The organism is Erythrobacter sp. (assembly GCF_023653175.1).
GTDB lineage: Bacteria > Pseudomonadota > Alphaproteobacteria > Sphingomonadales > Sphingomonadaceae > Erythrobacter.
The window spans coordinates 1-21,518 of record NZ_JAMNXL010000006.1 but is presented as its reverse complement, the minus strand read 5'-3'; the positions used below and the strand labels follow the sequence as shown (position 1 = coordinate 21,518).

Annotated in this window: 24 protein-coding genes and 1 tRNA gene; 14 read left to right on the top strand and 11 right to left on the bottom strand. The window is 67.7% G+C overall.

Going from position 1 to position 21,518, the window contains the following annotated elements; genetic code table 11:
* Window position 1: 1 nt before the first annotated feature.
* Window positions 2-484, bottom strand: a complete 483-nt coding sequence (locus tag NBV68_RS01545; RefSeq protein ID WP_296306638.1) for a DUF6456 domain-containing protein — start codon at window positions 482-484, stop codon at window positions 2-4.
* Between the two features lie 191 nt (window positions 485-675).
* Here NBV68_RS01545 and NBV68_RS01540 point away from each other — a divergent pair, with 191 nt between their 5' ends.
* On the top strand, window positions 676-1,254 hold the full coding sequence (locus NBV68_RS01540; protein WP_296306636.1) for a helix-turn-helix transcriptional regulator: 579 nt from the start codon (window positions 676-678) through the stop codon (window positions 1,252-1,254).
* 24 nt (window positions 1,255-1,278) lie between these two features.
* Complete coding sequence (locus tag NBV68_RS01535) at window positions 1,279-2,460, top strand: glycosyltransferase (protein WP_296306635.1); 1,182 nt, start codon at window positions 1,279-1,281, stop codon at window positions 2,458-2,460.
* A 43-nt stretch (window positions 2,461-2,503) separates the two neighbouring features.
* Here NBV68_RS01535 and secF read toward each other — a convergent pair whose 3' ends face one another.
* From secF to yajC, 3 genes are all read right to left on the bottom strand, one after another.
* Window positions 2,504-3,481 (bottom strand): protein translocase subunit SecF, encoded by a 978-nt coding sequence (secF, locus tag NBV68_RS01530; RefSeq protein ID WP_296306633.1) that lies wholly within the window; start codon window positions 3,479-3,481, stop codon window positions 2,504-2,506.
* Window positions 3,482-3,494: 13 nt separating this feature from the next.
* Window positions 3,495-5,093: a protein translocase subunit SecD gene (gene secD / locus NBV68_RS01525; protein ID WP_296306630.1), complete on the bottom strand. Its 1,599-nt coding sequence runs from the start codon at window positions 5,091-5,093 to the stop codon at window positions 3,495-3,497.
* Between the two features lie 70 nt (window positions 5,094-5,163).
* Entirely contained in the window at window positions 5,164-5,496 is a 333-nt protein-coding gene (gene yajC, locus NBV68_RS01520; RefSeq protein WP_073975880.1) for a preprotein translocase subunit YajC, read from the bottom strand.
* A gap of 198 nt (window positions 5,497-5,694) precedes the next feature.
* Here yajC and NBV68_RS01515 point away from each other — a divergent pair.
* Window positions 5,695-5,771: transfer RNA gene (locus tag NBV68_RS01515), tRNA-Pro, on the top strand.
* A 111-nt stretch (window positions 5,772-5,882) separates the two neighbouring features.
* The gene (locus NBV68_RS01510; protein ID WP_296306625.1) at window positions 5,883-6,890 is read left to right on the top strand and encodes an XdhC family protein; all 1,008 of its coding nucleotides are present in this window, start codon (window positions 5,883-5,885) and stop codon (window positions 6,888-6,890) included.
* Here the strand turns inward: NBV68_RS01510 and NBV68_RS01505 are convergent.
* The 3 genes from NBV68_RS01505 to NBV68_RS01495 are packed head-to-tail and all read right to left on the bottom strand — an operon-like array spanning window position 6,803 to window position 10,165.
* Complete coding sequence (locus NBV68_RS01505; protein WP_296306623.1) at window positions 6,803-7,414, bottom strand: nucleotidyltransferase family protein; 612 nt, start codon at window positions 7,412-7,414, stop codon at window positions 6,803-6,805. The genes NBV68_RS01510 and NBV68_RS01505 overlap by 88 nt on opposite strands.
* Before the next feature lie 10 nt (window positions 7,415-7,424).
* The gene (locus NBV68_RS01500) at window positions 7,425-9,689 is read right to left on the bottom strand and encodes a molybdopterin cofactor-binding domain-containing protein (RefSeq protein ID WP_296306621.1); all 2,265 of its coding nucleotides are present in this window, start codon (window positions 9,687-9,689) and stop codon (window positions 7,425-7,427) included.
* A complete protein-coding gene (locus NBV68_RS01495; protein WP_296306619.1) occupies window positions 9,689-10,165 on the bottom strand; it encodes a 2Fe-2S iron-sulfur cluster-binding protein in 477 nt (158 codons plus the stop codon). The genes NBV68_RS01500 and NBV68_RS01495 overlap by 1 nt, the downstream gene beginning before the upstream one ends.
* A gap of 166 nt (window positions 10,166-10,331) precedes the next feature.
* Between NBV68_RS01495 and NBV68_RS01490 the strand changes: the two genes are divergently transcribed.
* Window positions 10,332-11,234 carry a CoA ester lyase gene (locus NBV68_RS01490; protein WP_296306617.1) on the top strand — a complete coding sequence of 301 codons (903 nt, stop codon included), beginning with the start codon at window positions 10,332-10,334 and terminating at the stop codon, window positions 11,232-11,234.
* A 73-nt stretch (window positions 11,235-11,307) separates the two neighbouring features.
* A complete protein-coding gene (locus tag NBV68_RS01485; RefSeq protein ID WP_296306616.1) occupies window positions 11,308-11,721 on the top strand; it encodes a holin family protein in 414 nt (137 codons plus the stop codon).
* Between the two features lie 10 nt (window positions 11,722-11,731).
* Here NBV68_RS01485 and NBV68_RS01480 read toward each other — a convergent pair whose 3' ends face one another.
* Window positions 11,732-12,271 carry an STM3941 family protein gene (locus NBV68_RS01480; protein WP_296306614.1) on the bottom strand — a complete coding sequence of 180 codons (540 nt, stop codon included), beginning with the start codon at window positions 12,269-12,271 and terminating at the stop codon, window positions 11,732-11,734.
* Window positions 12,272-12,367: 96 nt separating this feature from the next.
* On the opposite strand from NBV68_RS01480, the gene NBV68_RS01475 reads away from it, so the two are divergent.
* The 5 genes from NBV68_RS01475 (at window position 12,368) to NBV68_RS01455 (ending at window position 16,950) form a co-directional block, all read left to right on the top strand.
* Window positions 12,368-12,808 (top strand): type II 3-dehydroquinate dehydratase, encoded by a 441-nt coding sequence (locus NBV68_RS01475; protein WP_296306613.1) that lies wholly within the window; start codon window positions 12,368-12,370, stop codon window positions 12,806-12,808.
* A gap of 123 nt (window positions 12,809-12,931) precedes the next feature.
* On the top strand, window positions 12,932-13,447 hold the full coding sequence (gene accB / locus NBV68_RS01470) for an acetyl-CoA carboxylase biotin carboxyl carrier protein (RefSeq protein ID WP_296306612.1): 516 nt from the start codon (window positions 12,932-12,934) through the stop codon (window positions 13,445-13,447).
* Window positions 13,448-13,451: 4 nt separating this feature from the next.
* Window positions 13,452-14,801 (top strand): acetyl-CoA carboxylase biotin carboxylase subunit, encoded by a 1,350-nt coding sequence (gene accC / locus NBV68_RS01465; protein WP_296306611.1) that lies wholly within the window; start codon window positions 13,452-13,454, stop codon window positions 14,799-14,801.
* Window positions 14,765-15,484: a phytanoyl-CoA dioxygenase family protein gene (locus NBV68_RS01460; RefSeq protein WP_296306610.1), complete on the top strand. Its 720-nt coding sequence runs from the start codon at window positions 14,765-14,767 to the stop codon at window positions 15,482-15,484. The genes accC and NBV68_RS01460 overlap by 37 nt, the downstream gene beginning before the upstream one ends.
* A gap of 155 nt (window positions 15,485-15,639) precedes the next feature.
* Window positions 15,640-16,950, top strand: a complete 1,311-nt coding sequence (locus NBV68_RS01455) for an NAD(P)/FAD-dependent oxidoreductase (RefSeq protein WP_296306609.1) — start codon at window positions 15,640-15,642, stop codon at window positions 16,948-16,950.
* Here the strand turns inward: NBV68_RS01455 and NBV68_RS01450 are convergent.
* Window positions 16,947-17,333, bottom strand: a complete 387-nt coding sequence (locus NBV68_RS01450; RefSeq protein WP_296306608.1) for a hypothetical protein — start codon at window positions 17,331-17,333, stop codon at window positions 16,947-16,949. The genes NBV68_RS01455 and NBV68_RS01450 overlap by 4 nt on opposite strands.
* Before the next feature lie 23 nt (window positions 17,334-17,356).
* Window positions 17,357-17,725, bottom strand: coding sequence for a GFA family protein (locus tag NBV68_RS01445; protein WP_366067269.1), 369 nt, complete (start codon window positions 17,723-17,725; stop codon window positions 17,357-17,359).
* On the opposite strand from NBV68_RS01445, the gene NBV68_RS19030 reads away from it, so the two are divergent.
* Entirely contained in the window at window positions 17,691-17,843 is a 153-nt protein-coding gene (locus tag NBV68_RS19030; RefSeq protein WP_366067267.1) for a hypothetical protein, read from the top strand. The two genes, NBV68_RS01445 and NBV68_RS19030, sit on opposite strands and share 35 nt — an antisense overlap.
* Here the strand turns inward: NBV68_RS19030 and NBV68_RS01440 are convergent.
* Window positions 17,800-18,261: an Lrp/AsnC family transcriptional regulator gene (locus tag NBV68_RS01440; protein WP_066525791.1), complete on the bottom strand. Its 462-nt coding sequence runs from the start codon at window positions 18,259-18,261 to the stop codon at window positions 17,800-17,802. The two genes, NBV68_RS19030 and NBV68_RS01440, sit on opposite strands and share 44 nt — an antisense overlap.
* 271 nt (window positions 18,262-18,532) lie before the next feature.
* Between NBV68_RS01440 and NBV68_RS01435 the strand changes: the two genes are divergently transcribed.
* Together NBV68_RS01435 and NBV68_RS01430 are read left to right on the top strand one after the other, a co-directional pair.
* Window positions 18,533-20,347: a histidine kinase dimerization/phospho-acceptor domain-containing protein gene (locus tag NBV68_RS01435; RefSeq protein ID WP_296306604.1), complete on the top strand. Its 1,815-nt coding sequence runs from the start codon at window positions 18,533-18,535 to the stop codon at window positions 20,345-20,347.
* Between the two features lie 31 nt (window positions 20,348-20,378).
* Entirely contained in the window at window positions 20,379-21,380 is a 1,002-nt protein-coding gene (locus tag NBV68_RS01430) for a polysaccharide deacetylase family protein (RefSeq protein ID WP_296306603.1), read from the top strand.
* Window positions 21,381-21,518: the final 138 nt, after the last annotated feature.

Here is a 21,518-nt window from a genome sequence, read left to right as displayed (position 1 = left end):
CTCACCTGATCCGGTAGTAATCCGCCACCCGCTCGAGCGCGATCCGCAGCACCAGCTTGCCGCTGCGCGAGGGCCAGCCGAGATGCTTTTCCGCTTGCGGAAGCGCCTCGCCCGCGCAGACCACGCGCCACAGGATGTCCTCCAGCCCGCGCCCCGCTGCAGAAATCGCCCCATCGAAACGCCGCCGCGCGGCGATGTGCTTCTCGGAAGGGTCGAGGCCGCCCGGCGCGGTCGACTTCGATCGCACCGGGTCCCAGCGCATGGTGATGCTCGCCGGCAGCTGGGCGCGTTCGTAATCCGCGCGCAGCGCCTCGCCCGCGTCGAACAGGCGCTCAGACAGATGCCCGCGCGCATGCAGCCAGGCGAGCGGGCTCTCGGCGAGATTGACCGTCACCGAGCGTGACCGCGCTAGGCCGCCGGGGCCTGCCGGACGCTGCCGCGGGCCTTCCGAGGTGAGTTCGCGTTCGACGAGATGGCGCTTCATGGGCGAATCCTCCGCTTGAGTTGCCAAGAAGGCTTGCCAAGAGGGTGCATCTGTAGGAAAGAAAAATCACCAATCCGGTTATTTCTTTCCCGAGGGTTCTTGATGCCTACCGGTTCAGCCTTCGGCTGTGCTTCGCAACCGCTACTTGAGGCGTTTCTGTTCCCCTACCGCTTCGCTGCTTGAGGCCTGACATGACCAACCGCATCCGCGACATCCGCAAGGCCAAGGGGCTGACCCTCGCCGATCTTGCCGCCGCCTGTGATCCGCCGACCACCGCGCAGACCATCGGCAGGCTCGAAACCGGGATGCGCCGCCTGTCGCTCGGCTGGATGAACAAGATCGCCGCGGCAATGGGCGTCGAACCCGCCAGCCTGATGCGTGACGAGGCGGCGGCCCCGGCGCAGATCGTCGCCGACCTCACCGCCGCCGGCCCGCAGGCCCTCACCGCCCCGCGCGAAGCGCTTGCGCCGGATGCGCTGACGCAGAGCGATGGGTCGCCGGCGATGGTGGTCGCGGTGACCGAGAGCGTCGGAGAATATCGCCCGGGCGATCTGGTGTGGATGCGCCCGCTCGATCCGCAAGCGGTGCAATCGGCGATCAACCGCGACTGCCTCGTCCCCAAGCCCGGCGGGCGCTTCGCCTTCGGACGGCTGATTGACCGGCGCGGCAGTCTCGTCGGCCTGCTGCCGCCCGGCGCGGGCCAGAAACAGGTGGTGGTCGACAACCCGCCATGGGTCGCGGTTGCCTTCATGCTGGTTAGAGCGCTTTAACGTGGGGGGCGATAGGCAGGCGGCGTGAAGCACGTCCTCGTCCTCTCGACACTCTATCCCAACCCGGCGGGTCCGCGGTTCGGCACCTTCGTCGCGCGCTCGGTCGAGGCGCTGGCCAAGCGCGGGGACTGGCGGGTTACGGTGGTCAATCCCATCGGCCTGCCGCCACTGGTGCTGGGGCGCTACCGCGCGCTCGCCGACCTGCCCGAAGTGGCCGAGGAAGGCGGCGTCACCGTCCACCGCCCGCGCTTCACGCTGATCCCGCGCATCGGCTCGCGCCGCAACGCCGCGGCCATCGCGCGGGCCGTGCTGCCGCTGGCGCAGCGCCTCCACGGCGAGGCGCCGTTCGACCTCGTCGATGCGCAGTTTTTCTTCCCCGATGGCCCCGCTGCCGCCAGCATCGCGCGCGCGCTGCATCTGCCGCTGTCGATCAAGGCGCGCGGGAGTGACATCACCTTGTGGGGCAAGGAAGGCTTTGCCCGCGCCCAGATGCTGGAGGCCGCACAGCAAGCCAAGGGCCTCCTAGCGGTGAGCCATGATCTGGCCCGCCAGATGGCGGCAATGGGGATGCCGGCCGAGAAGATCACGGTGCATTACACCGGGCTCGACCGCGACCGATTCCGGCCCTTCGATCACCCGCAGCTGCGCCGCCAGCTTTCCGAGGAGCTGGGCTTTGCCATGCCGGCCGGGGTGCCGCTGCTCGCCTGTGTCGGCGCGCTGATCGAGCGCAAGGGTCAGGCCATTGCCATCAAGGCGCTGCAAGCCATTCCCGAGGCGCGGCTGGTGCTGATCGGCAAGGGCGAGGCGGAGGCGGCTCTTCGCGCGCAGGCGCAGCGCGAAAGCGTAGCCGAGCGCGTGTTCTTTGCAGGCTCGATCGACCATGATCTGATGCCGCTGCTGCTGTCGGCCGCCGACGTCATGGTGCTGCCGACCGCGAGCGAGGGCCTCGCCAATGCCTGGGTCGAGGCGCTCGCCTGCGGGACGCCGGTGGTCACCTGCGACGTGGGCGGCGCGCGCGAGCTGATCGCGAGCGATGTGGCCGGGCGGCTGGTGGCGCGCGGTCCGGATGCGGTGGCGGCCGGGATCAACGCGATCCTCGCCGAACCGCCCCCACGCCAGGCGGTGGCGGCGCTGACCGAGGGCTTCAGCTGGGACGCGAATGCCGCCGCGTTGGCGGCGCATTATGAGGGGCTGTTGGCCGCCTGACGGCGGCGCAGACCTGCCGGTTCGCGCTAGCGAACCCGAGAAATCAACCCTGCCCCTTGGCGAGCTTTTCCTGCTTGTCGAGCGCGGTTTCGGTGGGGACGAAGCTGTTGGTGGTCACCCCCATCCAGATCAGCAGCGGCCCGGCCATGTAGACCGAGGAATAGGTGCCCACGAACAGGCCCACGGTGATCGCCGCGACCATGCCGAACAGGCTCGGCGGGCCGAACAGCAGCAGCGGGATCAGCGCGATGAACAGCGTCAGCGAGGTCATCACCGTGCGCGCCAGCGTCTCGTTGACCGACAGGTCGAGCAGCGCGCCCATCTCCATCTTGCGGAACTTCTTGAGGTTCTCGCGGATGCGGTCGTAAACGACGATGGTGTCGTTCAGCGAATAGCCGATGATCGCGAGGATCGCGGCGACGATCTGCAGGCTGAACTCCCACTGGGTGAGCGCGAACAGGCCCAGCGTGATCGACACGTCGTGCACCAGCGCGAACATCGCGCCCACGCCGAACTGCCATTCGAAGCGCACCCAGATATAGACCGAGACCGCCGCCATCGCCGCCAGCAGCGCGAGGATCGCCTGGTTGCGGAACTCGCCGGCGACCTTGCCCGACACGGTGTCGTTGCCGTCGACCCGCGCATCGACATGGTCGGCTCTCACCGTCGCGATCACGCGCTCGCCGATCGCCTTGGCGGCATCGGGCGCGGCCGCGGCGTCGTCGGGCAGCTTGACGCGGATCGAGACCTGGTTGGGGGCGCCGAACTCCTGCACCACCGGCTCGCCATAGCCGAGGCCGGCGATCTTCTCGCGCAAGCTCGGGATCGGGGCGACAGTCTGCTGGGTGAAGGTCATGCGCACTTCCTGACCGCCGGCAAAGTCGACGCCGAAGGCAAGGCCGTTGACCCCCACCGCGATCCAGCTCCCCAGGATCAGCACGAGGCTGAGCAGGAAGAACGGCACGCGCAGCTTGAGGAACTGGATATTGGTGTTGTCGGGAACCAGCTTCAGGAGTTTCATGTGTCCCTGCTCCTCAGATGGTGATGTCGTTGGGGCGCGCCTTGCGCAGCCATCCGGCGACGAACATGCGGGTGAGGGTCACGCCGGTGAACACCGAGGTGATGATGCCGATGAACAGCACCACCGCAAAGCCGCGCACCGGGCCGCTGCCGAACATGCCCAGCGCCAGCGCGGAGATGAGGTTGGTGAGGTTGGCATCGAAGATCGCGCGGCTGGCTTCCTTGTAGCCGGTCTCGACCGCGGCGATGACCCGGCGCCCGCGCGCGCGCTCCTCGCGGATGCGCTCGTTGATCAGCACGTTGGCATCGACCGCCGCGCCGATGGTGATGACGAAGCCCGCGATCCCCGGCAGGCTCAGCGTGAAGCCGCCCAGCGCCATCAGCCCGAGCAGCATCAGCACGTTGAACACCAGCGCGACCGTGGCATAGATGCCGAAACGGCCATAGGTTGCGATCATCAGCGCGATCACCGCCAGACTGCCGATGCCCATCGCGATCAGGCCCTTGCGGATTGAATCCGCACCGAGGTCCGGCCCGACGGTGCGTTCCTCGACCACCGCCAGCGGCACCGGCAGCGCGCCAGAACGCAGCGCGATCGCGAGGTTGTTGGAGCTCTCGGGCGTGAAGCTCCCCGCGATCTGCGCCCGCCCGCCGAGGATCGGCTCGTTGATGTTGGGCGCGGAGAGCACCTGCCCGTCGAGGATGATCGCAAACGGCCGTCCGACGTTCTCGGTGGTCAGCTTGGCGAATTTGGCCCCGCCTTGCGCGTCGAAGGCGATGGTCACCACACTTTGGCCGTTCTGCGGGTCACGCTCGGCCTGCGCGCCAGTGAGGTTCTCGCCGCGGATTCCGCCGAGCCGCTTGACCGCGATCGCGCTGCCCGCACCCGGGGTGCCGGGGGCATAGGGCACGATCTCGCTGCCCGGAGGCGCGATGCCGGCCTGGATATTCGTCGGCAGGGCATCGAGATCGACCAGCTTGAATTCGAGCTGCGCGGTCTGGCCGACCAGCGCCTTCAAGGCCTCGGGGTCCTGCAGCCCCGGCACCTGCACCACGATGCGGGTCTCGCCCTGGCGGATGATGGTCGGCTCGCGCGTGCCGAGCTCGTCGATGCGGCGGCGCACGACTTCGGTGGCGCTGTCCATCGCATCGTCGATCGCCTGGTTCACCCCGGCCTCGGTCTGGCTGAGCACGATGCGCTGGCCATCGACAACCCGCAGCTCCCACTCGCGCACCGTGGTCGCGCCCTGCATGGTCGGCTCGATCAGCCCGCGCGCGCGGTCGATATCGGCCGCGTTCTCGAGGATGAACGAAAGCTCGCCGCCCGCGGTCGAGACGTCGCCGATGCGGATGCGCGGGGAGGCATTGCGCATCAGCTGGCGGACCGTCTCCTCCATGTTTTCGAGCCGCTGCGCGCGCACGTCGGTCGCCTTGGCCTCGAGCAGCAGGTGCGAGCCGCCGGCAAGGTCGAGCCCGAGATTGACCTGCGGGCTGGGCAGCGCCTCGGGCCAGTCGAGCCCGGCCACATTGACCAGCGAGGGCAGCGCCAGCAGCGAGGCTGCCAGCGTGATCGCCCACAGCGAGAGCTTTTTCCAGAGGGGAAAGTCGAGCATTGCGTCAGGGTCTCACACGCAAAAGTTCATCGTCGCGCGAGCGGCCGCGAGGGCCCGCGCGCGCGCAGGATCAGTCGTTGGCAGGCTTGCCGGCCGGCGGAATGATGTCACCCAGCGTCGCCTTGATTGCCTTGACGCGGACATTGGGGCCCAGATCGAGCTCGACATAGACGTCGTCGACCTTGACGACCTTGCCGACGAGGCCGCCCGCGGTAACCACCTGGTCGCCCTTCTTGACGGCCGCGATCTTGGCCTGATGTTCCTTCTGCTTCTTCATCTGCGGAGCGATGATAAGGAACCAGAAGATCGCGATCATGCCGACGATCGGCACGATGTTGAGCCAGAAGGCCGCCCCCGAAGGCGCGCCCGCCCCGGCAGCGGCAGCAAGAAGGTCGATTGTCATGCGCTAGAGCCCGTCAGATCCCGTGAATATGCGTCCGAGGCGTCCGCCCCGTGCGTTCAAGTGGGCGCGCGTAGCAGCAATGCAAGCGGGTCGCAATCGCGAGGGGGCGCAGACCGTGCACAGTTGCAACACAGGTGCCCTTTCAAACCCGCTTGCCAGCAATTGAAGCCGCGCCTATAGGCCCCGCTCCACTGGTGACGGGACGTAGCGCAGCCTGGTAGCGCATCACACTGGGGGTGTGGGGGTCGGAGGTTCGAATCCTCTCGTCCCGACCAGTGGACCTCTTTCCTTCCATCCGCTGATCGCCCCGCGCAATTGCGCGCCGGGCGCGCGCGGTCTAGGCTGGCGGCTTGCTCAGGCCTCCCGACGAAAGCCCCTCCCCGCCCATGACCCGCTGGCGTCTTGCCGCTCCTGTCGACGATATCCGCGAGGCCCTGCTGGCTTGCCCTGTGCTGCCGGAGCGCTTTGCCATCGCGACGCTGGTCGCGGTCGACGGCTCGGCCCCGCGCGATGTGGGGGCGCAGATGCTCATCACCGAAAGCGAGCACTGGGGGTTCCTGTCGGGCGGCTGCATCGAGGATGACGTTGCCCGCCATGGCCGCGAGGCCTTGGCAGAGGGCGCGCCGCGCACCTTGCGCTATGGCGAGGGCAGCCCGTGGATCGACATCAAGCTCGCCTGCGGATCGGGGATCACCGTGCTGGTCGAGCCGGTCGCAGGCGGCGAACCTGCGGTCACCGCACTGCTCGAAGGCTGGCGCACCCGCACGCCGGTGCTGTGGTCGAGCAACGGCGTGACCCGCCGCGCCGAAGCCGCAGGCGAGGCGCCTGCGCAAGACCACTGGGACGGCAAGCGCTACACCCGCCTCTTCACCCCGCCGCTCAAGCTGGTGCTGATCGGCGAGGACGGGGCGACGCTCACCGCCGCTTCGCTGGCGCTGGCGATGGGCTGGCAGGTTGCGCTCGTCACCCCTGGCGGGCCCGAGGCCGCGCCGATGGCGGGGATCGTCTACCACCGCAACGACCCTGCCGCCGCGCTGGCGGATATCGCGCCCGACCGCTGGACGGCGATCGCCGTGCTCTCGCATGACCGCGAGGATGACGAGCGCGGGCTTGCCGCGGCGCTGTGCTCGCAGGCCTTCTATGTCGGCGCGATCGGCGCCCGCGTGCGGCTCGAGCAGCGGATGGCGAAGTTGCGCGGTCACGGCGTCGGCGAGGCGGCGCTGGCGCGGCTCCATGCCCCGATTGGCCTCTACGGCTTCGGCAAGGCTCCGCGCGAGGTGGCGCTTTCACTTGTGGCAGAGATTTCTCAGGCCTTCCATGCGGCCGCGGCGGCTTCGAGATCGGCGGGCGTGTCGATATCGAGCAGCACACCGCTGTCGGCGGTGTCGCAATAGGCGACCGCCTCGGGCCGCGACTTCAGCAGCGCGGTCGCGCCCTGATCGCCGGTCAGCGCGAGCAGATCGGCAAAGGCGGCGCGGGCGAAGGCCACGGGATGCCCGGGCTTGCCCGCAAGACGCGGCCGCGCGGCGAAGCCCGCCGCTTGCGCCCGCGCGGCAAGGTCTGCGCACAGCCCTACCGGCACCAGCGGCATGTCGCCGAGGAAGACGCACACCCCCATGCACTCGGGATCGAGCGCAGCAATGCCGGTGCGCAAGCTCGCGGCCATGCCTTCGGCCCAGTCGGAGGCGTGGCGTATCGACACATCCGCACCCGCGATTGCGCGCCTGATGTTCGCCTCGTCCGCTCCGGTGATGGCAATCACCTCGGCAAATCCTGCGGAGACCACCCGCTCGGCCACCCGCCGGATCACCGGCGCGCCGCCGAGATCGGCAAGGAGCTTGCCCCCACCCTCATTGGCGCCGAACCGCCGCCCCGCGCCCGCGGCGAGGATCAGCGCCGACCAGCCCCCAAGTGCCAAAGGCTCGCGCTCAGGCTTTCGCCTGCGTCAGGATCGGCAGGTTGCGGATACGCTTGCCGGTCAGCGATGCGAGCGCGTTGGCGAGCGCCGGGGTCGCGGGCGGCAGGCCTGGCTCGCCGATCCCGCCGGTCTTGGCGCCGCTGTCGGCAAAGTGCACGTCGACCGCAGGCGGCGCGTCCGCCAGTTTGAGGATCGGGTAGTCGGTGTAATTGCTCTCGACCACCGCGCCCTTGTCGAGCGTCACCGCCTCGCCAATCGCCGAGGACAGCCCCATGATCAGGCCGCCCGCAATCTGCGCCTCGGCGTTCAAGGGGTTCACCGTGGTGCCGCAGTCGACCACCGCGAAGGCGCGCACCACCTTGGGGCTGCCGTCTTCCTTGAGGGTCGCCTCGACGACTTCGGCGACGATCGTGTCGAAGCTTTCCACAATGGCGATCCCGCGGCCCACACCCTCGGGCAGCGGCGTGCCCCAGCCGGCGCGCTTGGCGACTTCATCGAGCACCTTCAGGTGCCGCGAGCCTTCGGGCAGATGCTTGCGCCGGAACTGGTAGGGATCCTCCCCCGCCGCCAACGCGAGCTCGTCCATGAAGCTTTCGGTGTAGAAGCCCAATTGCGTCGCATTGACCGAGCGCCACGGCCCGTCGATCTGGTTCGACTGGTAGGCAAAGTGCCGCCGCGAGGTGGCGGGCAGCTTGTAGATGAAGGGCACCTCGCCTTCGGCATTGCCGCTCTGCGCGTAATCGATCCGCATCGCGGTGATCGCACCGTCCTTGAGCGATGCCGACAGCTTGGCCGAGGATTGCGGGCGATAGGAGCCGTGGCGCACTTCCTCCTCGCGGCTCCAGACGAGCTTGACCGGGTAAGGCACCTCTTTCGCCACTAGCGCGATCTGGTCGATGATCTCGACGATGTCGGGGAAGCGCCGACCGAAGCCGCCGCCCATGATCATGGTGTTGAACACCACATCGTCGATCCCGAGCCCGATCGCCTTGGCCGCCCGCGCGCGGGTGCTGAGCGGGTCTTGCAGCCCGCCCCAGATGGTGAGCTTGCCGTCCTTGAAATGACCGGTCAGCGCGAAGGGCTCCATCATCGCGTGGTGGAGGAAGGGGACGCGGTACTCGGCCTCGACCAGCTTGGCACCCGCCGCCTTGAATGCGCCGTCAACATCGCCCTCGCCCGCCTCGTTGTCGGGCTTGCCGCCGGCCATCAGCTTGGCTTGCGCGGCGTAGATCGCCGGGGTCGAGACCGCCGCATGGCCGCCATCGGAGAACTTCGGCGAAAGCGCCTGAAGACCCTTGGTCGCGGGCCAGTAACCCTTGCCGATCACCACCACCGCGTCGGGCAGCTTGATGACCTTCTCGACGCCCTTGACGGCGAGCGCCGGAGCCTCGTCCACGCTTTCCAGCGTGCCGCCGCGCACAGGGGCCGCCGCGATGGTGGCGACGCGCATCTCGGGGAGCGTGAAGTCGATCCCGTAGACCGCGGAGCCATCGACCTTGGCGGGGATGTCGCGGCGGGGAACGCCGGTGCCGATCAGCTTCCACTGCTCGCGAGTCTTGAGCACCGGATCGCTGGAAAGCGAGCGCTCGGCCGCGCCCGCCGCGAGTTCGCCATAGCGCAGCGACTTGCCCGTCGCGGCATGGATCACTTTGCTGTCGGCGGTGGTGAGCTCGCTCTCGGGCACGCCCAGCCGGTCGGCGGCCTCGGCGATCAGCGCCGCGCGCACCGCCGCGCCGGTGCGACGCATCGCGATCTCGCCGGTAAAGCGGATCGCCGAGGAACCGCCGGTAATCATCAGCGGCATCGAGCGCGCCATCATCCCGATGACTGCATCGGGGATCAGCCCTGCCAGCGTCTCTCCCGCCATGGTCGGCAGGAAGCCCTTGGCGAGCGACGCGTTGGCGAAGGCGAGGTCGGCCGGGGCCTGCTCGATCGCGACCTTGTTCCAGTCCGCATCAAGCTCGTCCGCGAGCATCTGCGCGAGCGCGGTGTGCGAACCCTGCCCGAAGTCGATATGCGGCGAGAAGACCGTGACGGTATCGTCCTCGGCGATGGTCATGACGCTGCCGAAGGCTTGGCGGCCCTCGCCGCCGATCAGCGCATTGCCCTTGGCCTTGGCGCTGCTGTCGGTCCACCACACGCCGAAAATGCCGCCGCCCACCACCAGCGCCGAACCAGCGAGGAAGATACGGCGCTTGATGCCCTTCTTCTTGGGCTTGGGCGCCGGAGCAGCGGTTTCGGGCAGGTCGAGATCGGGATTGGGGTTATCGGCCATTATGCATCTCCCGTCTGAGCGGCGGCGCCGGTCGCGGCGAGGATCGCCTTGCGGATGCGCGGATAGGTGCCGCAGCGGCAGATATTGGTCATCGCCTCGTCGATCTGCGCGTCCGACGGCGTGCCGACCTGTTCGATCAGCGCCACGGCGGCCATGATCTGGCCCGACTGGCAGTATCCGCATTGCGGCACCTGCGCGTCGATCCACGCCTGCTGGACCTTGTGGAGCACGCCATCGGCGCTCTTCAGCCCCTCGATCGTGGTCACGGCCTTGCCCGCAACCTCGCTGACGGGCACGCTGCACGAGCGGGTGAGGTTGCCGTCGACATGCACCGAGCACGCCCCGCAGGCCGCAATGCCGCAACCGAACTTGGTGCCGGTCAGCCCGAGATCGTCACGCAGCGCCCACAGCAACGGCGTGTCGGCATCGACCTCCACGCTGACGGGCTTGCCGTTTACAGAAAATGCGATTGCCACAGGCGGCGCTCCCCGATGGTTGGTAATTTGAGTTGCCTATAGCAACGCGAGCCCCCCCTCGCCAAACGGAAAGACGCTGCGGCGGCGCGGCCCCGGGCAAATGACGCAGGCTTGCGATGCGCGGGCGCGCTTCGTAAGCGCAAGTGCGACGAGGAGAGGAAGTCCCATGCCCCACACCGCCCCCACCCCGCCCCGCATGCGCTCATGGCTGTTCGCGCCGGGCGACAGCGAAAAGAAGATGGGCAAGGCGGAAGGCAGCGCGGCGGATATCGCACTGCTCGATCTTGAGGATTCGGTTTCGCCCGAGAACAAGCCCGCCGCGCGCCAGATGGTCGCCGAGCAGATCGCCGCCTCGAAGAACAAGGCGCGGCTGTGGGTGCGGATCAATCCGATCACCGGGCACGAATGCATCGCCGATCTCGCGGCGATCATGCCCTCGCGCCCCGGCGGGGTGTTCCTGCCCAAGGCCGAAGGCGCGGCCGATGTGACGCAGCTCCACCACTATCTCACCGCGCTGGAGGCAGCGAACGGCATCCCGCTGGGCCGCACCCTGATCGCCGCACTCGTCACCGAAACGGCGGCGGCGATGTTCAGGACGGGCGATTATGCGGGCGATTACCCCGGCAAGGCGCGCTTGGTGGCGATGAGCTGGGGGGCAGAAGACCTGTCCTCGGCGCTCGGCGCGCGCGAGCAGCGCGGGGACGATGGCGAATATGCGCACACCTACGAAATGGCGCGCAGCCTGTGCCTGATCGGCGCTTCGGCGGCGGGAGTCGCGGCGATCGAGACGGTCCAGCCCGAATTCCGCGATCTCGACGCGCTGGCCGCCCGTGCGCGGCGGGTGCGGGCGCAGGGGTTCCGCGGGATGCTCGCGATCCACCCAGCGCAGGTCGATCCGATCAACGCCGCCTTCACTCCCAGTGCCGAGGAATTGGCGCACGCCCGCGCTGTGGTGCAGGCCTTTGCCGACCACCCCGGCGCGGGTGTGGTGGCGCTCGACGGGGCGATGCTCGACCGCCCACATCTGGTGCTGGCGCAGCGACTGCTCGCCGAAGCGGGCGCGCAATAGGTTATTTCATTTTCCTACATTAACCTATTTGGTTATTCGGTTGCGCGACTCACCTCCACAGGAGCGCGCTGCCATGGCTATCATCGACGTCCTCATCGGCCCCATCGCCTCGATCATCGACAAGATCATCCCCGACAAGGAAGCGAGGGCGAAAGCCAAGCTGGAACTCATCGCGCTCCAGGGCACGCAGGAAATGCAGATGCTCGAAACCCAGCTCAAGGCGATCGTTGCCGAGGCAAATTCGAACGACCCGTGGACCAGCCGCGCGCGCCCGAGCTTCCTCTATGTGATGTACATCCTGCTGCTCGCCTCGCTGCCGATGGGGCTGCTCTCCGCCTTCAATCCCGCGGCCGCCCGCGAGATCGCCGCGGGCATGAACGCCTACCTCGCCGGCCTGCCCGAGCCGCTCTACGCCCTCTTCGGCACCGGCTATCTCGGCTACACGGCGGCGCGGCAGTGGGGGAAGGTAAAGGGGGTGGATCGGTAGGCGATCTCACTCAATCAAACAGGGCGCGGCCGCCGAAATGGCTGATCGCCGCCATGGCGTCGTCGAACTTGCCGTCCGTGCCGACCAGATTGATTGCTATGTCGCCCCCGGTCAACATCCTGTTTACGCGCGCCAGTCTCGCGGCGATCCCGCGGCCGGGGTATGCCTCTGGCCGGTGCAGATGCAGGATGATGTGCTTCTGATGCTGGTATCTCCAGACCGAAACACGCTGGATTTCCGACCAAGGAATCGTCGCTTCGGACCAGCGCGAAATCCTGATGCCTGCCGCTCCAATTGCAACTTGTGCCTCATGGTCGAAGAAGCGTTTCAGGATGACCGGCACGCCGATCCCGAAAACGGCGGCGCAAAACCAGCCAAAATAGGGAAACAGTTCGGGCGGGATGCTCCTCCTCCGGCGAGACCATGCGTCGGGATCAGGTGGCTCGCCGATGACACCCGCAAGGAAAAGACCGAGTGTAACGAAGCCGAGGCAAATCAGCAGAATTAGCGTCATCCGCCAGCGGGAATAGTATGCCCGAAATTCTTTCATGACTGTAAGTGTCTAACCAAGTGTGTGTGGCTGGCAAGCGACGCGAAGTTTGGCACACCCTTCCCCGCCCCGCCCCTTCCCGCTAAGCGGCTGCCCATGAGCAACCTCGTCTACGTTCTCAACGGCCCCAACCTCAATCTCCTCGGCACGCGCGAGCCGGAGATTTACGGCACCACCACATTGGACGATATCGCCGGGATTCTCGAAGACCGCGCCCGCGAACTCGGGCTCGAGATCGACATGCGCCAGACCAACTACGAAGGCACGCTGGTCGACTGGCTGCATGAGGCGCAGGCGGAGGGCGCGCGGGCGGTGCTATTGAACGCCGCGGCCTATACCCACACCTCCATCGCCTTGCTGGACGCGATCAAGGCGATCCGCACGCCGGTGATCGAGGTGCATCTGTCCGATCCCAAAACCCGAGAGGCCTTCCGCCACATCTCCTATGTCGGCATGGGCGCAGCCAAGACCGTCGAGGGCCATGGCGCGCGCTCCTACCTCATCGCGCTTGAAGCCGTAGCGTCGGGCGAAGTCTGAATTCGCCACCCTGAAATCGTCACAGGGCTTTCACATTTTGCGCCCTTGCCACTTGCCTGCCGCAATTGGCGGCAATAGACGCCCCGGGGTTAAAGGTCGCACAGCACTCAACAAGGGGCATACATGGGAAACGACGCTGGCCAATCCGGCAAGGCAAACGGTCGCAAGTCGGGCATGAACATCGACACCGCGCTGGTGCGCGAGCTGGCCGAACTGCTGAACGAGACCGGCCTGACCGAGATCGAAGTCGAGGATGACGACCGCAAGATCCGCGTCTCGCGCGGCGCTGTCGCCGCCGCCGCACCGGTCTATGCCGCCGCCCCCGCGCCTGCCGCTGCCGCTCCGGCCCCTGCGGCCGTCGCCCCGGCTCCTGCCGAGCCCGCCGCGCCTGCCGGCCCCGATCTCAAGAACGCGGTCAAATCGCCGATGGTCGGCACTGCCTATCTGACCCCCGAGCCGGGCGCCGCGCCCTTCGTTGCGGTCGGCAAGGACGTGAAGGAAGGCGACACGCTGCTGATCGTCGAGGCGATGAAGGTCATGAACCCGATCACCGCGCCGCGCGCTGGCACCGTCACCGCGATCCTGATCGAAACCGCCCAGCCGGTCGAGTTCGACCAGCCCCTCGTTGTGATCTCCTGAACCCATGGGCATCAAACGCATCCTGATCGCCAATCGCGGCGAGATCGCCTTGCGCATCCACCGCGCGGCCCACGAAATGGGGATCGAGACGGTCGCGGTGCACTCTACCGCCGATGCCGACGCGATGCATGTGCGGCTCGCCGACCATGCGGTGTGCATCGGCCCGCCGGCGGCCTCGGAGAGCTATCTCAACATTGCCAACATCATCTCGGCGGCCGAGATCGCCCAGTGCGATGCGATCCACCCGGGCTATGGCTTCCTGTCAGAGAACGCCAAGTTCGCCGATATCGTCGAAGCGCACGACATCATCTGGATCGGCCCCAAGCCCGAACACATCCGCACGATGGGCGACAAGATCGAGGCGAAGCGCACAGCTGGCGCGCTCGGTCTGCCGCTGGTGCCCGGATCGGATGGCGCAGTCTCCGATATTGCCGAAGCCAAGGTGATTGCCGAAGCCGCCGGCTATCCGGTGATCATCAAGGCCGCGTCGGGCGGCGGCGGGCGCGGCATGAAGGTGTGCAACAGCCCTGACCAGCTTGAAACGCTGATCCAGCAGGCCGGCAGCGAAGCCAAGGCCGCTTTCGGCGATGCCACAGTCTATATCGAGAAATATCTCGGCAACCCGCGCCACATCGAATTCCAGGTGTTCGGCGACGGCAACGGCAACGCCATCCATCTGGGCGAGCGCGACTGCTCGCTCCAGCGCCGCCACCAGAAGGTGCTCGAGGAAGCTCCCTCCCCCGTCATCAGCCACGAAGAGCGGATGCGCATGGGCGAGGTCTGCGCCAAGGCGATGCGCGACATGGGCTATCGCGGCGCGGGCACGATCGAATTCCTGTGGGAAAACGGCGAGTTCTACTTCATCGAGATGAACACCCGCCTGCAGGTCGAACACCCCGTGACCGAGGCGATCACCGGTCTCGATCTGGTGCGCGAACAGATCCGCATCGCCGAAGGCCGCCCGCTCTCGGTCACGCAGGACGAATTGGAGTTCAAGGGCCACGCGATCGAGTGCCGGATCAACGCCGAAGACCCGTTCAACTTCGCCCCCTCGCCCGGCCTCGTGACCTATTTCCACGCGGCAGGCGGGATGCATGTGCGGGTCGATAGCGGGCTTTATGCGGGCTACCGCATTCCCCCCTATTACGATTCGATGATCGCCAAGCTGATCGTATACGGGCGGACGCGCGAAGGCTGCATCATGCGCCTGCGCCGCGCGCTCGAGGAAATGGTGGTCGAAGGCGTGAAGACCAACATCCCGCTGCATCAGGAACTGCTGCGCCAGACAGACGTGCTCAACGGCGACTATTCGATCAAGTGGCTGGAAAACTGGCTGGAGGAGCGGGAGGTCTGAGCGACCTGCGGCTCGCCACGGATGGCGCACAGCTGTTCGCGGGGGCCGCCCGCGACATGCTGCCGGTCCTTGCAGACTGGTATCGCGATGTCCCTGCTACGCCCGGCACCCGGCTTGACCGGCTGGGTGCCTTTACCCCCTTCCTCGCCGCGCCCGGGCCGATTGCCGAGCTGGCCTCGAAACTGCTCGGACGTCCTGCGAGGCCGGTCCGCGCCATCGCCTTCGACAAGTCGCCGGACGCCAATTGGGCGCTGGGCTGGCATCAGGACCGCACGATCAATGTCGCCGCAAGGGCAGAGGTCGCAGGGTTTGGCCCGTGGACGGTCAAGCAGGGCCACCTCCACGTCCAGCCGCCCTTCACGCTGATCGAGCGCATGGTGACGCTGCGCATCCACCTCGATCCGGTAACGCCCGACAATGCCCCGCTCGAGATCGCGATCGGATCGCACCGCAAAGGCTTGATCGCCGAGCCGCGCATCGCCGAAGTGGTCGCGACCTGCGAGAGTCGTGCCTGCCTTGCTGCGCCGGGCGATGTGTGGGCCTATGCCACCGCGATCCTTCACGCCTCGCGCCGCTCGGCCAGCGCGGGTCCGCGCCGTGTCCTGCAGGTCGATTACAGCGCCGACACGCTGCCTGCCCCGCTGGATTGGGCTCTGACATTTGGCGATCCGGCTTTTTCCTGATTGCAGGATCCGCGCTGGCCTTCAGGCGCTGATGCCATTATGCTGCACCGCAACAAAAGTTGCACGCAGCCACGTTGATTTGACGCGCAATTGTTGGCTGCACGCGCTAACACAGCGTCGGGATTGCGCTGCACCGCTGTGCCAAGGAGTGCCGAATGAACCGCAAGACCCAGATTGTCGTCGTCGGCGGAGGCGCGGGCGGGCTCGAGCTGGTCCGCAGGCTCGGCTCCAAGTACGGCCGCAAGAAGCACGACATCATCCTTGTCGACAAGAACCTCTCCCACATCTGGAAGCCGCTACTGCACGAGGTCGCCGCCGGCTCGCTCGACGCCAATCTCGATGAGGTCGGCTACCGCGGGCACTGCTATCGCTGGGGCTACCGTTTCTTCCAGGGCAGCCTCGACGCGATCGACCGTGAGCGCAAGACCATCCGCCTCGCGCCGGTCAAGGACGAGGACGGCAGCGAGCTGATCGAGGCCCACACGATCCGCTACGACATCCTCGCGCTGGCGCTGGGATCGGTCTCCAACGATTTCGGGGTGCCGGGGGTCAAGGACCACTGCCTCTACCTCGACAGCCGCGTTCAGGCCGACCGCTTCCGCACGCGGCTGCTCAATCACTGCCTGCGCGTCAGCCGGGCGATGATGAACGATCCGACCGCCAACGAGCAGGTGCGTGTCGCCATCGTCGGCGGCGGGGCTACGGGCGTGGAACTGGCGGCCGAACTCTACAACGCGGCCGGCGCGCTCAGACACTACGGGCTCGAGGTCTTCGACGAGAGCCGGATGCACGTGACTCTGCTCGAGGCCGGCCCGCGCATCCTCCCCGCCCTCCCCGACAAGCTCGCCGCGGCGGCCAAGCATGAACTGGAGGTGCTCGGGGTGCAGGTGCGTCCGCAAGTGCAGGTGGTCGAAGCTCGTCCGCGCCAGCTGATCACTAAAACCGGCGAGGTGATCGAGGCCGACCTCATCGTCTGGGCAGCAGGCGTCAAGGGCGCCGATTTCCTCTCGGGACTGGGACTGGAGACCAACGGGCGCAACCAGATCCTCGTCACCGACACGCTCCAGACGCGCGAGGATCCGTGCATCTACGCGCTCGGCGACTGCGCGAGCTACACGCCGCCGGGCGAGGACCGCCCGGTGCCACCCCGCGCACAGGCCGCGCACCAGATGGCCGAGACGGTGTTCGCCAACATCGTGCGGATGCAGGAAGGCCGCGCGCTCAAGCACTTCGTCTACCGCGACAAGGGCTCGCTGGTCTCGCTCAGCCGCTTCTCGACCGTGGGGAGCCTCATGGGCAACCTGATCGGCGGGAGCATGGCGATCGAGGGCCGGCTGGCGCGGTTCATCTACACCTCGCTCTACCGGTTGCACCTGATCGGCATCCACGGCTGGGTCAAGGCGACCTTCCTGATGCTGGTCGGCCGCGTGAACCGCATCGTGCGGCCCAAGCTCAAGCTGCATTAGAACCCGATCTTCAGCCGCACCTCGGCGCCATCGGCATCAAAGCCGCCGACGCCCTGCTTGAGGAGGTTGGCCTCAGCGCTGGCCGTATCGGAGAGCTTGATCCGCGCGCGTGGGATGGCGCTGCCGAAGCCCTCATCCACCGGTCCCACCACCGGCCCGAGCCGCGGCGCGGGGGTGCTTGCTGCACAGACCACGATTTCGGGGTTGAAGGGATCGGGCGGCTCATCCGGGCAATCGGGCGCGGGCGGCGGAGGGAGGAACTGGGTGAGGTCGATCACGACCCTGCCGTTGTCTCCCACAGGAAAGGCAGGTGCGGCGGGCGCCTCGCCTTGGGCTTCGGCGGCGAGCGGGGGCGAAGACGGGGCGGGAGGCTCGTCGATCAATTGGCACGCACCTCCCCTCGCGACTAGTCGAAGCTGAGTCCCTGCGCCATGGCCTCGGCGATCACCTCGGCGCCCGTCAGCATCGGGCTTTCCTGTGCAATATCATACCAGTCGGGCTTCTCGTCGACAAAAATCTGCCGCTCGATGGCCATTCCCTGCGGCAGATCGAACAGGCCCGCAAGAAAGCTGCGATGGCCAGTCGGCAAGAAGCGATACCACAGGTTGCTGCCGCAGGTGCCGCAGAAGGCGCGCTCGGCCCATTCGCTGGAACGGTAGAGGGTGATTGCGCCCTCGCCGGTCACGGTGACGCTCTCGCCCTTGAGCCCTGCGAAGAACGCCCCGCCCCACCGCTGGCACATGGCGCAGTGGCAGATTTCGACCTCGGCCTGCATCGCGGTGACGGTGATCGTCACAGCACCGCACAGGCAGCGCCCGGTGACCGGCTCGGCAAAGCGCGGCGCCTCACTCACAGCGGAACGCCGGGCTCCTGCTTGGCGGTGCGGATGGTGAGCGACGTTTTCACGCTCTCCACATTGGGCGCAGGCGTCAGCTTGCCGGTCAGGAACTCCTGAAAGCTCTGCAGGTCCTTGCTGACGATCTTGAGGATGAAGTCGATCTCGCCGTTGAGCATGTGGCACTCGCGCACTTCGGGCAGCGCGCGCATATGCTCCTCGAATTCGCGAAGCGAGCTTTCGGCCTGGCTTTTCAGGCTGACCATCGCAAAGACAGTGATCGCAAATCCCAGTTTCGACGGGTCGAGATCAGCGTGATAGCCGCGGATCACGCCGTCTTCCTCGAGCCCGCGCACCCGGCGCAGGCACGGCGGCGCGGTCAGCCCGACACGCTGGGCAAGTTCGACATTGGTGACGCGCCCTTCCGCCTGCAGTTCCGCCAGCAGACGGCGGTCGATTTCGTCGAGATTGGCCACTCAGTTCCTCCAGCACGCCCCCCCTTGCTTAGCTGCAAGGCCGTGCAACATGTTCCCCAAGAAACAACCGGCGTGCCTGATGGCGTGCTCGGCTAATATTATTAGGTCTGGCAGCAATTGTCCCGCTTTGCAACGCGCCTTTCGCGCCAGAGTGTGACAATTTCCCCATCCTGATAAGACGCAATGGCGCAGTCCACCTATCCTCGCCCGCTTGCAGGTGCGAAGAGATGCGAATCGCCGCGCAGCCATGTGCTTGAGGAGTTCCCACCGGGTGTTTTTCGATGATCGCCTTGCCACCGTGCTGCGCCAGCGCGCCACCGGCGAGACGAGCTTGCGCACGCAGTATCGGCAATTGCTCGACCTGCTCGGGCGCGAGCGGGTGCAGCCGCGCGGCGGCGATCGCAGCCTGCTCGCGGCGGCATGGCTGCGGCTCGATGCGCTGGCCGAGGCGATCCCGGCCGCCACCCGTGCGCGGATGATCCGCGAGCCCGGCTGGCGCTTCCAGAGCCCAGATCTGGTCGTCCACCTCGCCGATCAGGAGCCCGAGGTCGCCGCCGCCGCGCTGACCCGCGCGGATCTGGCCGGCGAGGACTGGGCCGTGCTGATCCCCCGGCTGCCGGTGCGTGCGCGCGGCTTCCTGCGCCTGCGCCGCGATCTGCCGGTCGATGTCGAGGCGCTACTCGAGCGGCTGGGCGTGCATGACCGCGGGCTTCCGGCCCCGGTGCAGGATCTACCTGAACATGCTGCACCGCCTGCGCCCGCTCCCGAACCTGTGCGGCTGCGGCCCGCCGCTGTCGTGCCGCGCGACATCCCCTCGGCCCAGCCCGCGCCCGCCGCCTTTGCGACGCCTGCGCCTGCGCCCGCACCAGCCACCGCGGCAAATTCCCCTGCCGCGCGCAGCCGCGACGATACCGGGCGCACCGAAATCTCCGCACTGGTCGAGCGCATCGCCCAGTTCCGTCGCACCCGCTCCGAAACCCAGGCCGAGCTCGAACGCTCGCCGCTGCTGCCCCTGGGCGAGTTGCCCGAGCGCTCCGAGCGTGCGGTAACGATGTTCGGCTTTGCCACCGACACCACCGGACGCATCGCCTGGGCTGCGGCCGAGGCGGCGCCGATGGTGATCGGCATGCGCCTGTTTGCGGGCAATGCGACCCATGACGGCGCGGCTGACGGGATCGCCCGCGCCTTCCAGCGACGCCAGCCGGTTACCCGCGCCGCGATCAGTCTCGAGGGCGCTCCGGCGATCACCGGCGAATGGATCGCCGATGCCGAGCCGCGCTTTTCGGAGGAAGGCCACTTCACCGGCTATTTCGGCCGCCTGCGCCGGGTGCAGGGCGCGGCCGAAGGGGCGGCCACCGGCCCCGAGGCGCGCGAGGCCGATCGCATCCGCCAGCTGCTCCACGAATTGCGCACACCGGTAACGGCGGTGCAAGGCTATGCCGAGGTGATCCAGCAGCAACTGTTCGGCCCGGCCCCGCACGAATACCGCGCGCTCGCTGCGGCCATCGCGGCCGATGCGGCGCGCATCCTCGCCGGTTTCGAGGAGCTCGACCGGCTGGCGCGGCTCGAGACGGGTGCGATCAACATCGCGCCGGGCGAGAGCGATCTGGCCGCGCTGCTGCGCCGCACCGCCGGGCAGCTGGCGCCGGTGCTTGCGCCGCAGGGCGCAGCCTTGGATCTCGACCTTGGCGAAGACGCCTGCCTCATGACCGCCATCGACCTCGATGACGCCGAAGGGCTGGTGTGGCGCCTGCTGGCAAGCCTTGCCGCGGCGGCCGGCCCCGGCGAGCGGATCGCCTTGCGGCTCGATCCTGTGATCGGCGCCGGGCGCGGCGAGGCGCGGCTCCATTGCACCATCCCGGCGCGGCTTGCCGCAGCCGGGGAGGCGGGCCTGTTCGCCGCCACCACCCGCACCGGCGACAGCGCGATCAGCCCCGGACTGTTCGGCACCGGTTTCGCGCTGCGGCTCGCCCGGGCCGAAGCCAGGGCCGCTGGCGGGGCGCTGCGGCGCGAGGGCGACGCGCTGCTCTTGACGCTGCCCCTGCTTGGCGGGAATAGAGAGCTGCGGGACACAGCCCTCGCCTGAACGGCATGCGGCGGGGAGACGCAGACAGGGGATGACAACAGGTTCGATGCTGGAGGTGCCGCCTGCGGGGCGCAGCGCCCGTCTTGCGCCCGGCTTTGGCCAGCGGGTGCTGCTGACGGTCGACACCGAAGAGGAGTTCGACTGGCGCGCCCCCTTCCGGCGCGAAGGCTATGGCCTCAGCCATGTCGCGGCGATCCCGCGGTTCCAGACCTTCTGCGAGCGGATCGGCGCGCATCCGGTCTATCTGGTCGATTGGCCGATCGTGCAGGACGCGCGCGCTGTCGAGGTGATCGGCGATGCGGTGCGGCGCGGGACGGCCGAGGTCGGCGTGCAGCTCCACCCCTGGGTCAACCCGCCGTTCGAGGAGGAGGTGAGCGTGACCAATTCCTTCGCCGGCAACCTGCCGCAGGGGCTCGAAGCGGCCAAGTTCACCCTGCTGCGCGATGCGATCGAAGCCGCTTTCGGCACCGCGCCGCAGATCTATCGTGCCGGGCGATACGGGCTCGGGCCACACACCGCCGCGCTGCTGAAGCAGGCCGGGATCCGTATCGACACCTCGGTGCGATCGCTGTTCGATTACAGCGATCAGGACGGGCCCGATTACAGCAACCACCCGCTCACTCCCTATTGGGTCGATCCCGAGCAGCGGCTGCTCGAGCTGCCGGTGACCAGCACCTATTGGGGCCCGCTGCGGGCGCTCGGCCCGCTGCTCCATCGCGTGCAGCGCCATGTGCCGACATTCTTCTCGGGCTTTTCGCGCCTGCGCCTGCTCGAACGTATCGCGCTGACGCCCGAGGGCGTATCGGCCGCCGAGGCGATCCGCGGGATCGACCTGTCGATCGATGCGGGGTTGCCGGTGCTGGTGCTCTCGTTCCACAGCCCGACGCTGGCCCCCGGCCACACACCCTATGCCGCGACCGAAGCTCAGGTCGAGGCGCTCTATGGCTGGTTCGAGGCCGTCTATTCCCGCCTCGCCGCGCGCGGAGTGCGAAGTTGCACAGTCGCGGAGATCATCGCCGCCACGGGCGGATAGTCGCGCATCTTGCCCGCTTGTCTAGCGCGCGCTCGCAGAGTAGGGCCCACCTGTCGCCCTGCCCTGCCCCGGATGCGTCACTGCGCAACGGGCCTGTAGCTCAGCGGTTAGAGCTGGCCGCTCATAACGGCTAGGTCG

Coding starts and splice junctions, on each gene's coding strand:
- NBV68_RS01545 (WP_296306638.1), bottom strand. CDS start 484: ATGAAGCGCCATCTCGTCGAACGCGAACTCACCTCGGAAGGCCCGCGG.
- NBV68_RS01540 (WP_296306636.1), top strand. CDS start 676: ATGACCAACCGCATCCGCGACATCCGCAAGGCCAAGGGGCTGACCCTC.
- secF (WP_296306633.1), bottom strand. CDS start 3,481: ATGAAACTCCTGAAGCTGGTTCCCGACAACACCAATATCCAGTTCCTC.
- secD (WP_296306630.1), bottom strand. CDS start 5,093: ATGCTCGACTTTCCCCTCTGGAAAAAGCTCTCGCTGTGGGCGATCACG.
- yajC (WP_073975880.1), bottom strand. CDS start 5,496: ATGACAATCGACCTTCTTGCTGCCGCTGCCGGGGCGGGCGCGCCTTCG.
- NBV68_RS01510 (WP_296306625.1), top strand. CDS start 5,883: ATGACCCGCTGGCGTCTTGCCGCTCCTGTCGACGATATCCGCGAGGCC.
- NBV68_RS01500 (WP_296306621.1), bottom strand. CDS start 9,689: ATGGCCGATAACCCCAATCCCGATCTCGACCTGCCCGAAACCGCTGCT.
- NBV68_RS01490 (WP_296306617.1), top strand. CDS start 10,332: ATGCCCCACACCGCCCCCACCCCGCCCCGCATGCGCTCATGGCTGTTC.
- NBV68_RS01485 (WP_296306616.1), top strand. CDS start 11,308: ATGGCTATCATCGACGTCCTCATCGGCCCCATCGCCTCGATCATCGAC.
- NBV68_RS01480 (WP_296306614.1), bottom strand. CDS start 12,271: ATGAAAGAATTTCGGGCATACTATTCCCGCTGGCGGATGACGCTAATT.
- NBV68_RS01475 (WP_296306613.1), top strand. CDS start 12,368: ATGAGCAACCTCGTCTACGTTCTCAACGGCCCCAACCTCAATCTCCTC.
- accB (WP_296306612.1), top strand. CDS start 12,932: ATGGGAAACGACGCTGGCCAATCCGGCAAGGCAAACGGTCGCAAGTCG.
- accC (WP_296306611.1), top strand. CDS start 13,452: ATGGGCATCAAACGCATCCTGATCGCCAATCGCGGCGAGATCGCCTTG.
- NBV68_RS01455 (WP_296306609.1), top strand. CDS start 15,640: ATGAACCGCAAGACCCAGATTGTCGTCGTCGGCGGAGGCGCGGGCGGG.
- NBV68_RS19030 (WP_366067267.1), top strand. CDS start 17,691: ATGGCGCAGTGGCAGATTTCGACCTCGGCCTGCATCGCGGTGACGGTG.
- NBV68_RS01445 (WP_366067269.1), bottom strand. CDS start 17,725: ATGCAGGCCGAGGTCGAAATCTGCCACTGCGCCATGTGCCAGCGGTGG.
- NBV68_RS01430 (WP_296306603.1), top strand. CDS start 20,379: ATGACAACAGGTTCGATGCTGGAGGTGCCGCCTGCGGGGCGCAGCGCC.